General features: G+C 58.1%; 8 protein-coding genes. 6 read left to right on the forward strand and 2 right to left on the reverse strand.

Annotated elements, in window-relative coordinates; all coding sequences use genetic code 11:
• Window positions 1-1,283: 1,283 nt before the first annotated feature.
• Window positions 1,284-2,795: a hypothetical protein gene (locus tag ISS99_RS15890; RefSeq protein ID WP_204632548.1), complete on the forward strand. Its 1,512-nt coding sequence runs from the start codon at window positions 1,284-1,286 to the stop codon at window positions 2,793-2,795.
• A 1-nt stretch (window position 2,796) separates the two neighbouring features.
• Here ISS99_RS15890 and ISS99_RS15895 read toward each other — a convergent pair whose 3' ends face one another.
• Window positions 2,797-3,252 (reverse strand): hypothetical protein, encoded by a 456-nt coding sequence (locus ISS99_RS15895; protein ID WP_204632549.1) that lies wholly within the window; start codon window positions 3,250-3,252, stop codon window positions 2,797-2,799.
• A 213-nt stretch (window positions 3,253-3,465) separates the two neighbouring features.
• A complete protein-coding gene (locus ISS99_RS15900; protein ID WP_204632550.1) occupies window positions 3,466-3,978 on the reverse strand; it encodes a PH domain-containing protein in 513 nt (170 codons plus the stop codon).
• A gap of 581 nt (window positions 3,979-4,559) precedes the next feature.
• Between ISS99_RS15900 and ISS99_RS15905 the strand changes: the two genes are divergently transcribed.
• From ISS99_RS15905 to ISS99_RS15925, 5 genes are all read left to right on the forward strand, one after another.
• Complete coding sequence (locus ISS99_RS15905) at window positions 4,560-4,859, forward strand: hypothetical protein (RefSeq protein ID WP_204632551.1); 300 nt, start codon at window positions 4,560-4,562, stop codon at window positions 4,857-4,859.
• A gap of 739 nt (window positions 4,860-5,598) precedes the next feature.
• Window positions 5,599-7,428, forward strand: a complete 1,830-nt coding sequence (gene glmS / locus ISS99_RS15910; protein ID WP_204632552.1) for a glutamine--fructose-6-phosphate transaminase (isomerizing) — start codon at window positions 5,599-5,601, stop codon at window positions 7,426-7,428.
• A gap of 555 nt (window positions 7,429-7,983) precedes the next feature.
• Entirely contained in the window at window positions 7,984-8,418 is a 435-nt protein-coding gene (locus ISS99_RS15915; protein WP_204632553.1) for a low molecular weight protein-tyrosine-phosphatase, read from the forward strand.
• Window positions 8,419-8,452: 34 nt separating this feature from the next.
• Complete coding sequence (locus ISS99_RS15920; protein ID WP_204632554.1) at window positions 8,453-10,660, forward strand: polysaccharide biosynthesis tyrosine autokinase; 2,208 nt, start codon at window positions 8,453-8,455, stop codon at window positions 10,658-10,660.
• A gap of 220 nt (window positions 10,661-10,880) precedes the next feature.
• A complete protein-coding gene (locus ISS99_RS15925) occupies window positions 10,881-11,837 on the forward strand; it encodes a Gfo/Idh/MocA family protein (RefSeq protein ID WP_204632555.1) in 957 nt (318 codons plus the stop codon).
• Window position 11,838: the final 1 nt, after the last annotated feature.

Genomic DNA, 11,838 nt, shown 5'->3' on the forward strand with positions numbered 1-11,838 from the left:
TGAGAGGTATTGAGCGTGAGGCTTCACGAGTGGGTGGTGTTGGCCTAGAGCATTGGCATGGTAGCTCGATCATGCGTATTTCTCAGGGCTGTCTACCATCGCGGCTCTGACAGGATTGAGTTCAATGTAGCGATAGCAGGTGAGAAGGTACTCGTCTGTATCAACTAGACACGCCTTGTAACGGCCTTCCCAGAGTGTGCTGGATCGACGGTAGGTGCCATTGATGTAGTTGACGTAGCGTCATCCAAGCATCTGCATCATGTTTCCCAGTGCGCCAATCTTGACGGGTGTCACGAGAAAAAAACCGCCTGCACTTAAGCACTCCGTGCACAGGTGACCGCCTGTTTGTGTAATCCACGTGAAGGATTAGGGGATGTTGATTTGCCGCTGCTAAATCGGCTGACACAACTGGGTTTCCTTCATGTTCGCGAACACCTGACCGCGACGCAAAATCAGAGTTTCCCTAAGCAAGTGCTGGGAGTATATAGTCCCTCCGCCCACCACAATGGTGGGCATCTACGATGTATACATCATTAAGGGAGATCGCTTTGAAAATCATCTCGTGGTCTGCTGCTTTATCGGTGATCGTCGGCTTTGTCGCGCTCAATACAGGGGCAATGAGCACGCCGTCCATTACTGGCCCGAACATGGCACCGGTCTGTCAACAGATGTACCTGGATTGCCTTAAAGCCGGCATAAATCCACAGGTATGTTTGGCTCAATATCGCGGGTGCGAGGGGTCGGGTTCTAGCACCTGATACGTAAAAAAGCGCACGTCAAGTTATTACCCGGCGTGCGCTGTTCTTTAATAGCCTGCACGCAATGTGTTGACGCGCGTGCTTTGTGGCGGCCACCGTCGCATCCGGAGCGGACGTGCAGGCCTAATTGATCTCGAAGAGCGTGACGCTCTCGAATGGGATGCTGGCCTGGAGCCCTGCCAGTCATGCGGGTTGTCTCAGAAAGCATGACCTTGGACGACTGTGACCCGCCTCACGTAAGCGCTCCGCAGGTTCCTGCGCCCCCGCAGTTACACGGCTCTTTCACGCCTCACATTCAATCATGGAGGTTATAGGCCGATAGAGGGTTGGCCTAACGGGGATCAGCCAGGTATCACCTTATCGGGGAAAGGGGCACGGAGCATGGGGAAGGGGCAGTGGGGTAGGGCCTTACTTGCGCAAATCGGGGTTTGTGTAGGTTACGGATCGGCGTTCCTGGCCATTCACGCACTCAACGTCGCACAGAGCCATTGGCATCTCTATGTCGGCCTTCAGCTCATTTGCCTTTTGCTGCTCCCTTATCGCTATTGGGCAGCGCTGCTGATCGGCGAAGCCATCCCCAATGCCTTTTTGGCCTTCAAGTGTCTGGCCGACTTTGGGCCAGCGTGGGTCGCCATTCGCTGCATCCCGGAAATGCTGGTGAGCATGCCGATCGTGTGGCTATGCCGCAGCCAGCTCAACGTGTTCCCGACCCGGCACCTGGTGAACGTCAAGGCGTTGCTGACATGCGTGCTGATGGTATCCATCGCCCTCAGCACCTACGCCTATGTCTTGATGTTTTCGTCGATCCACGTTCCCGCCGCTCTCTACGCAGCTCGACCGCAAGTCATGGGCGTTTACTTGACCGGTAATTTTGGCGGCTTGCTGACGCTCGTGCCTTGGGCTCTGATCGCGCGCCTCGACTACAGGAAGGGGCGCGTAACGGCGCAATTCAAGCGACTCTGGACGAACAAGCTCCTGGTTGATGCGATGGGGATCGCTGTGCCCGTCATTGCGGGACTGACGCTGCTTGCAGCGAAGCTCCACGACGCGCCGACCCAACTGATCGAGCTGGGCATGATCGTCCCCGCCGCCTGGTTGACGGCCAAGCATGGCTGGCGTGCCGCGGCCTTGGCCGGCACCGCGGTGTTGATCTGCGATAGTCTGCTGCACCCCTTGGGTATGCCCACGCCTGCCGCACTCGAAACGATTGCCGGTCTGTGCGTAGCCGTCAGCGGCCTCTATGTGCTGGGCGCCAAGGTCTCTGCCCAGAAGATCCGTGATGAGCATGATCGCGCGGCGGCGGAAGAAGTTCACGACATGGCTCGGCAGCACCTGATGACGACGGAGCGCCGGATGCGGCGTGCAGCCGAACGTCTGGAATTCGTCGCCGGCTCCATGCACGTTGCGAATGCCCAGACGCTTGAGCACATGCGCCGGATTGTGCCCAACATCGAGTCGCACGCCTTCTACAAACAGGCGGTCAAAGCGCACGAGCAGGTTTATCTGCTGGCCGAGAGTCTTCACCCGGCAGCATGGCGCGACCGCGGCCTGCCCGCGGCGCTGAACGAAACACTCGCGCGAGCGCTGGATGAAGCAGGCTTGCAGTATCAATGCGAGATCGACGGGCGGGGCTTCATGTTTCTGGAGGCAGCGGTCCACACCGCCATCTACCGGACCGCTTGCGAGGGCATCGTCTACGTCACATCCGACATCACCTGTTCAAGCGTGAAGCTGGTCGTGCGTGCCGGCGAGACGAGTGGGCGTCGCTGGGTAGTGGTTCGTGTCGAGGGGTATCTCGATGCCAACGATGTGGCAAAGGGTATCTACTTCGGCCAGAACAGGCGCGAGCTGGCTGCGAAGCTGGGCGCGAACCTGAGCAGTGTCAAGGAAATGCGGGCACATGCACGCACCTTCGATGGCATGCTGCACGTCCGGTCGGATGCGCGCCGTGTCGTGGTCTCGGCGCTGCTGCACAGCCAGTCGCTAGGGGTGCAGAAGCACAAAAATTCCGAACCCCTGCGACTGTGGGTGAGCTGAATTACTGAGCTGACCTGGCGACAGCCGAGCAATCCAAAACGTCGGGACACGAAGCTTGCGCGACACTGAAGGTTGTCGCTCCGTTGGTTTGTGGCGTGGCTGTAACGGTCGTGGCGGCATCGCTGTAGACCGGCTGCGCAGCAGACGACGCGCTCGTTGCCGCAGTCTGCACGTTCTGCGAATCGACACCCACCGGTAGGACGAATGTCGCACCTCCAACGGCACCGACAGCGGCATGCACCGTGCCATTCAGATCGTTGATCTGGATGTATTTCACTCCGTTGAGATAGAACACATAGACGTGCCAGTTCGGGCTGGCGCTCTGGTCTGCCGCGTTCGGCCAAGCCTGACCCAACCCCGTCGCAGACGTCGAAGTTTGCGCGAAGGCAGTGGATGTCAAACCGAGGGCAACGAAACCGGCGAGCAGAGCCTTCCGAACTCCGTAGTTGCGTGACATGGGGCTTCCCCTTTGAGGCCGGCAGACCATCTGCCGGATCAGTGAAATTTACCAGCTAAATGTCGATTTCGAGATGAAGGCGACTTGACGTTTGGCTGGAGTTTTGTGAAGGAAACGTCAACGGCATGCCTTGCCTGTATGGGCGAGGCGTGTGGGGGAGAGCGCTTGGCAAGTAAAAGCTGTGAGCGGCGCAATCGAAGAAAGCAAAAGCCGCTATTCACCCCTCAATTGAGACACAAGCTCTGCTTTTTGTGGCGTGCTCAATACAACATCGTAGGGTCCGCTCGTCGGCAGGTAGAGCAAGTCGCTGCCGGTGGACAACGCAAATACCTTCCGACCATTGGCTGACCTGAACCAGCCGAGCCTAAATCCCGGCATTCCGATGCCGTTAGCCCGAAGGACCATGATGCCCCGAGGCAGATCGCTCGTGATGGCATTGAGGTCGATGGTATTCACGGGAACCGTAACCTTGTAGGCGCCGCCCCCTATCGTCAATTGCCTGGACTTGAGGGATATGGAAACGGAACGCACCTGATACAGCATCGCAGCGGTGATGGGGAGGGTGGCCAAAAATATCCCAAGGAGAAGCTTCCCGTTTGAATGCCCGGTCGCCAGGAGCAGGGCAATGAATGTGATCACCACTGGCAGCACGGTACACATCGCGATCGTCATCAGCTCGGGCTTCAAGCCGGAACTCGATACCTGAAAGGTCGTTTGTTCAGTCATTTCCATTTATTCGATTTAGTGAGGGTGTCGCACCCAACCAGGCCGTTATGAATCGCCTCTCCCATTCACGGCTAACCCGTAGCGCTTTATCAGCTTCTCCTGACAGCGGCCAAAGGTTGATTCATAAGAGAATGGAATCGTCGGGCGAGGCCTCGCAGATGGCAACCCATCGCCCGACTAGCAGTGAAGAGCGCGGATCGCATGGGAGGCAACCCATACGACCCGCTAACCACCATTAACTTAAAAGGAGTTAATCATGGCTACGCCCGATGATACGTCACGCGCCAACGCGCGTCCTCGCTCCCGAGCACCCCTCTCGTATTTCTTCACCACCGTAAGGCTGATGCGATGTCGGGCCGTCAGGGCGTCCGACTGATCCGGTCAGCCTATTCCGACTAGTCGTGCAGGATTTTTCCTGCAAGCCCTTCACGCCGTACGCAATGTACGGCGTGATCTAAACGCGTGGAGAAACCCATGAATCATTTGACGCACTCCGATGCGCCCGGCTTGCTGTTGCCAAAAAACAGCCATCTATTCCTGCAACCGGCAACGCATGCATCGATCACCGCAAGGAGTCACCTATGAAGAAGCGCGCCCAAGGTGCCTGGATCACCCTCAACGCCAGTTACTACTGTGCTCCCGTTTGCCATCCCCTGAAAATCGTGGACGACGCCAGCCTTTTGCTTGAAGGTGCGCGTGGGATTACGCAGAGCCTTGCCGATTTGCTGAGCCAGGATGTGGACATCAACCCCGACGACCTCGCCAAAGCGTTGTGGGCTGCTTCCTTATTAATGGAAATGGGGCAGAGCAGTGCGGAGGTGGCGTATGGGCGCATTCGCAAGATGCGCAAAGAAATTTCTAATGATGAAAATGCGAAGTAATGGTGTTGCACGATATGTATCGGGCTACCTTTCTAGTCTTTCGCGTTATTTTGCTCGTCATCCCAGCCTTAGCTCACTGCTGTCCGGCATGATCTTTGCGCACGCTGGAAGGACAGAAAAGTACGCTCCCTCTCCCCGGAGGGGGGAGGGAGTACGCCGCGTAAATCGGGTTGCTTTGCGAGTCTTCCTGCCACCTGACGAACGCAAGCCCATGACGGGCTTTGCATGTTCGTCGGTTCGCAAAAGGCGGGCCGGACAGTAGTGGGCCTTCGCTGGGATGACGGTGGGTGGTCTTGGAATATCTTGATCGACTCGGAAGTCGAGTTGTTGTCGTGGGTGCCATCTTGGATGGAGTCTTTTGTTTGTTGATGTTTGCTCTGTTGAGCGATGCATGCCTGATGCAGCTTGTCGCGTTGAACTCGCCACTATCACGTTGCACGCGCGGATATATGAACGAGTTCAGATATCGGTCATCAAAAACGAAGGCTCTTCACCAAGCAGAACGATACCTGACGCGCGACTGCGTTGATGGCCGATTTGTCTTGCGATAGACGGCTGCGAGGAGTAGAAATTTCCCGCTTCGTCGGGCTTGTGTCATCGGCCTGCCCTTGCACACAACAAGAAAAATTTTTGACGGTCAACCGCCAAGGCGTGCATTTGTCGAAGCGGAAGACTGGCAAAGCTGCCGGTTCCATCGAGGTGTCCGGCTTGCATTGCGCACTGACCGGAGTGACTGCCCATGTGTGGAATCGTCGCCGCTGCAGCTCAACGAGATGCGGCCCCTCTGTTGATCGCAGGCTTGAAAGCCCTCGAATATCGTGGATACGACTCGGCCGGTCTCGCCGTGCTGCAAGGCGGGCAGCTGCGCCGGGTGCGCGCCACGGGCAAAGTGCGCGAGATGGAGTCGCTTTATCTTGCGGACCCGTTTCCAGGAAGTATCGGCATAGCGCATACGCGCTGGGCTACTCACGGCGTGCCCAATGAAGCCAATGCGCATCCCCACGTGGTCGGGCGCATCGCCCTGGTGCACAACGGCATCATCGAAAATCACGCGGCTTTGCGCTCGGCATTGCAGAAGCAAGGCTATGTCTTCAGTTCCGAGACCGATACGGAGGTGATGGCGGCACTGGTCGATGCGCATCTATCGAAGGGCATGAGTTTGCGCGAGGCGGTGATCGCCACTGCTAAGGAACTGGAAGGAGCGTATGCCATTGCGGTCATCAGCAACGATGAGCCCGGGCGCGTGGTGGGTGCGCGCCGTGGTGCGCCGTTGCTGGTCGGCGTCGGCATCGGAGAACATTTCCTGGGTTCGGATGCGCAGGCGCTGGTGCAGGTCACCAACCGGATCATCTACCTGGAAGACGGCGATGTCGTCGAGATAAGTCGCGGCGGTGCGCAGATTTTTTCCCTCGATGGCACGACGGTCGATCGCCCGATCCACGAAAGCGAAATCTCGGCCGATGCGGTAGAACGCGGCGAATACCGCCACTACATGCAGAAGGAAATATTCGAGCAGCCGCGCGCCGTCGCCGAGACGCTCGAGGCGCGCGTTGGACCCAACGGCGTGCTGCCCAATATTTTTGGTGTGGATGGCGAGGAGCTGCTGACCAAGGTGCAGGGCCTGCACATCATTGCCTGCGGCACCAGCTATCACGCCGGGTTGGTCGCCAAATACTGGATCGAAGAGTACGCCAGGCTGCCGGTTAATGTCGAAGTGGCCAGCGAATATCGCTATCGCGAAGCCGTGGTGCCGCAGGGCTCGCTGCTCGTAGCCATCTCCCAGTCCGGCGAGACCGCCGATACGCTCGCCGCCATGCGCGAGTCGCGTCGTCGGGGCTATCTCGGCACGCTGGCCATCTGCAACGTGCCTGAGTCGTCCGTGGTGCGCGAAGCAGACCTGAAGCTGATGACGCGGGCGGGACCGGAAATCGGCGTGGCCTCCACCAAAGCCTTTACGACGCAGCTGGCGGCGCTGGCATTGCTGGCGCTGCATCTGGCCAAGCGGCGCGGGCTGGATCCGCAACGCTACCAGGAGCTGTGCGAGCAGTTGCAGCACCTCCCACGCGCGATCGAGCGGGCTTTGACCATCGAGCCCCAGATCGTGCAGCTTGCCGAACGTTTCATTCATCGTCATCACGCGCTGTTCCTGGGGCGTGGCATGCACTATCCCGTCGCGCTCGAAGGTTCGCTCAAGCTCAAAGAGATTTCATACATCCACGCCGAAGCCTATCCAGCGGGCGAGCTCAAGCATGGTCCGCTGGCGCTCGTCGACGAGGACATGCCCGTCGTTGCCGTCGCGCCAAACGGGCCTTTGCTGGACAAGCTCAAGTCCAATCTTCAGGAAGTACGCGCCAGAGGCGGGGAATTGATCGTCTTCGCGGACAAGGCCGCACACATCGAAGGAAATGCCGCCAATGGCAGCGTTCTTCGCATCGATGCAGGAGGGGACTTTATTGCGCCGGCAGTCTTCACCGTGCCGCTACAACTGTTGGCGTATCACGTCGCCGTGCTGCGCGGTACCGACGTGGATCAACCGCGCAATCTCGCCAAATCCGTGACCGTCGAGTGATCGGCGTTCAGTTAAGTTTTCCCATGAGATTTTGATGAACGTAAATCCATCGTAAATCGCAATTGCTTGCAGTTGCGCGTTTGTGATTCCGTCGAGATTGCGCGTGCACGGCTGGCCGGAAACTTGCGGAAGCTAGCTTGAAGTATGCCAAAAATGCGTAGCGTGTCGCTTCGCTGTCACGTTGAAATGAATGATGTTGCCGCGTGGTGTCAGAGGGCAAATCATTTCACTCCGGTTCACTACCAGACAATTCGATCATGCAATGATTGAAAAGGTCTTGGATATATCGCTCTGGCTTTCGCACCTGTTTTGGACGACGTGCATCGCACCTGCTCAAGGGACGCCAAAGCGCAAGCCGCAATAAAGTCGATGTACGCATCAGTGCTCGTGCGGAAACCATCCTCAAGCTTCGTGGAGATTGTCTAGCCAAGCATCGTTAGTCGTGCGATTCAGGAATCCATCCAGGCATGCGATTTCCGGATCGGACAGGGGGCTTCATTCACCGGCGCCGTTTCATGGCGTCAATCGGCCTACGTCCGGGAGTGTGCCAGCACCGTGTTCAAACGGATCCTGATCGTCTGCATGGGAAATATCTGCCGCAGTCCCGCGGCGGAGTACCTCTTTCGAGAGCGCATCGGCGAACGCGACATTCAGTTGCGCAGCGCTGGCATCGTCGCCCTCGTCGGCAGCCCGATGAACGACACCGTTCTTCAACTGTTGAATGAAGACGGCGTTGACGGCACGCCGCATCGCGCCCATCAGCTCACCTCTCCCATGCTGCTTCAGGCAGACCTCGTGCTGGGCATGGAAAAGAAGCACGTCGACGCGATGGTGCAGCTTGCACCCGAAGCACGCGGAAAGGTCTTCCTGTTGGACAAGTGGCTGGGAGACCGCGATGTTCCGGATCCCTATGGTCGGTCACGCTCGTCGTTCGAGCACGTCCACGAAATGATCGTGGGCGGAGTCGAAAGCTGGGCGGCTTATTTGTGACCCTTATCCTTCTAGTGACGGAATGATTGCTCGCATGTTCAATACTCAAATTCCTTTACAGCGTGATGGTGGCGGTGAAATCGACCTGAGCGAAGTGGTCGGCACGCTCAAGGACCACAAGTGGCGAATCGTCATCATCATTGCGGTATTCGTCGCCATCGCCGTGGCCTATTCCATTCTTGCCACGCCCATCTATCAAGCAAGCGCCATGGTGCAGGTCGAGCAGAAGGTGCCGGATCTGCCGGGACTGAGCGCGCTCACCCAGACACTGAGTGCCGAAAATCCGGTGGCGATGACCGAGTCGGATCTGATCACCTCGCGCATGGTCATCGGCGCGGCGGTGAACAAGCTCAACCTCACCATCGAATCCAGTCCGGATCGCTTTCCGGTGATCGGCAACCTCATCGCGCGCCATTACGCCGCGAGAAATCCGGGCAAGGTTTCCTCGGCTCCCTGGGGCCTGGCCGGATACGACTGGGGCGGCTCCAAGCTCGATATCTTCCAGCTGGACGTGCCGGACAGTCTGCTCGACAAGCCCTTGCAACTGACGGCCGGTGAAGGCGGCATCTACGTGCTGCAGGATAGCGATCACAACGTGCTGGTTATCGGGCGGGCAGGGCAATCGTCCACCGGTCATGGCATCACCATGCAGGTTAAGACGCTGGATGCCAATCCGGGTACGCGTTTCAAAGTCTTCCGCCATCGCGACCTGACCGTGATCAACAGCCTGCAGAAAAAGATCGACGTGAAGGAGCAGGGCAAGGATTCCGGCATCCTGCGCATGACCTACAACAACGCGGACCCGAAAGTAGCCGCCGACGTACTCGAACAGGTTGGCGAGCTTTATGTGCGGCAGGACGTGGACCGGAACTCCGCGGAAGCCACCAACAGTCTGAAATTTGTCCGCGAGCAGTTGCCCAATGTGCGGATGGAGTTGGAAAAGGCTACCGAAGCACTCAACGCCTTCCAGAACAAGGCGCATTCCGTCGACGTCAACTTGCAGACGCAGGCGCTGTTGAATCAGAACGTGTCGATTCAGACCAACCTGGAGCAGTTGCGCCTGCAACAAGCGGATATCCAGCGCCAATTTACGCCGGAGCATCCGCAGTACCGCGCATTGATGAAACAGATCGGGGAACTGGAGTCGAAAAAGGCCTCGATCGACAAGCAAATCGGCACCTTGCCGGATACCCAGAAAACGCTGCTGAAGCTCAACAGTGACGTGCAGGTCAGCAACCAGACCTATCAAAACCTGTTGAATCAGGCGCAGCAGCTGGATATCGCCCGCGCAGGTACGGTCGGAAACGTGCGCATCGTCGATAACGCGGCGGTGGACGTCACCGATCCGGCATGGCCGAAGACCCTCATCGTGGTGCTGGCCGGTGCCGTACTCGGCGGCGTCGTATCCATGCTGTACGTGTTCGTGCGGCAGATCCTCAATCGCGGTATCGAAGATCCTTCCATCATCGAGAATCTCGGGTTGCCGGTTTACGCGACCATTCCGATCAGTACGCGCGAAATCGCGCTTGAGGGTAGGCGAGGGCGAGGCGATACGCGCCAGCACCTGCTCGTTACCGATGCTCCCGCCGATCTGGCTGCCGAAGCGCTGCGAAGCTTGCGAACGAGTCTGCACTTCGCGCGGATGGAAGCAAAAAACAACGTGCTGATGATCACGGGTGCAAGCCCGGACACCGGCAAGACCTTCGTTTCCGCCAACCTTGCCGCCGTTGTCGCGCAAAGCGGCCAGAAGGTGTTGCTGATCGACGGCGATCTGCGCATGGGCACTCTGCACTCGGTAGTGGGCGGTCGCGCCGACATCGGGCTTTCGGAGTTGATTTCCGGCCAGGCCGAATTGAAGGATGCGATACGGCCGGTGGCGCCGTTGAGCAACAACCTGTTCTTCATCGGCCGAGGCAGGATTCCACCCAATCCTTCCGAGCTGCTGATGAATGTGCGGTTCTCCGCGCTGCTCGACCAGCTCAAGCCGATGTACGACCTCATCATCATCGACACACCGCCGATTCTTGCCGTCACCGACGCGGCCATCATCGGCAATCATTCGGGAACCGGTTTGCTGGTGGCACGCTTCGGCGTCAACCAGCCCCGTGAGCTCGACCTGGCCAAACAGCGATTCGAGCAAAACGGAGTCGTGATCAAGGGTGCCATCTTCAACGCCGTGGAGAAGCGAAGCACAGGCTATTACTCATATGCCTACTACGCTGTCGACGCGGCAGCTTCATGAGATCGACAAGTGAACTACAACAAAAACAGGGTCAGCTTTTGACGATCATCCGCGACCGCGGAACAGCTCGTCACCCCGAAGTCAAACTGGATTCCTCAGCTTGCCGCACCGCCTCAACGCGGACGGCAGGTTGGGGAGGGAGCGCGTACGGCCAATCCGGCCGTGGCGCCATTCGCAAGTCCGGTGAGATGGGGGATTACACGCAATTGGGAGCGGTTTCATGTCTGCCAGCAAGAACTTTGCGCTTATCGGTGCCGCGGGGTATATCGCGCCGCGCCACATGCAAGCGATCAAGGCCACCGGCAACCGGCTGGTGGCTGCCCTGGACCCGAACGACTCCGTAGGTATCATCGATAGCCACTTTCCGGATGCCGATTTTTTTACCGAATTCGAGCGTTTCGACCGGCACGTGGACCTGCGCAGGCGGGCCGAGTCGGAGGGCAAGATCGATTACGTCTCCATTTGTTCGCCCAACTACCTGCACGATTCCCACGTACGGTTCGCGCTGCGCTCCGGGGCGAACGCCATCTGCGAAAAGCCGCTGGTGCTCAATCCCTGGAATATCGACGGTTTGCAAGAGATCGAGCGAGAAACCGGCAAGAAGGTCAATTCCATTCTGCAACTGCGCCTTCACCCTGCCATCATCGCCTTGCGCGAAAAGGTGCAGGCCAAGCAGAACGGCAAGAAGCACGAGGTGAATCTCGCCTACATCACCTCGCGTGGCCACTGGTATCTGCAGAGCTGGAAAGGCGACTCGAAAAAGTCAGGCGGCATCGCCACCAATATCGGTGTGCATTTCTTCGATATGCTGCATTTCATTTTCGGCGATCTGCAAAGCAACGTGGTGCACTTGTACGACGACACGAAGTCGGCAGGTTATCTGGAATACGAGAATGCGCGCGTGCGCTGGTTCCTGTCGGTGGACGTGGAAGATGTGCCGCTGGCGCAACGTGAAAGCGGTCAGCGTACGTACCGGTCGATTACGGTGGATGGCGAGGAGATTGAGTTTTCCGGCGGATTTACCGAGCTGCACAATCGCAGCTACGAGGAAATCCTGGCTGGACGTGGCTTCAGCCTGGAAGAGAACCGCACGGCCATCGAGACCGTAGCAGCCATTCGCACGAGCAAGGTAGTTCCCGCGACGGACAACGGTCACCCATTCCTGAGAAAAAAATGAG

Origin of the sequence: Dyella mobilis, assembly GCF_016904945.1 — a bacterium.
Classification (GTDB): Bacteria; Pseudomonadota; Gammaproteobacteria; order Xanthomonadales; family Rhodanobacteraceae; genus Dyella_B; species Dyella_B mobilis.

Bases quoted from the DNA above. Each gene is read 5' to 3' on its own strand.
- ISS99_RS15920 (WP_204632554.1), top strand. From the start codon at position 8,453: ATGTTCAATACTCAAATTCCTTTACAGCGTGATGGTGGCGGTGAAATC.
- ISS99_RS15905 (WP_204632551.1), top strand. From the start codon at position 4,560: ATGAAGAAGCGCGCCCAAGGTGCCTGGATCACCCTCAACGCCAGTTAC.
- ISS99_RS15895 (WP_204632549.1), bottom strand. From the start codon at position 3,252: ATGTCACGCAACTACGGAGTTCGGAAGGCTCTGCTCGCCGGTTTCGTT.
- glmS (WP_204632552.1), top strand. From the start codon at position 5,599: ATGTGTGGAATCGTCGCCGCTGCAGCTCAACGAGATGCGGCCCCTCTG.
- ISS99_RS15900 (WP_204632550.1), bottom strand. From the start codon at position 3,978: ATGACTGAACAAACGACCTTTCAGGTATCGAGTTCCGGCTTGAAGCCC.
- ISS99_RS15925 (WP_204632555.1), top strand. From the start codon at position 10,881: ATGTCTGCCAGCAAGAACTTTGCGCTTATCGGTGCCGCGGGGTATATC.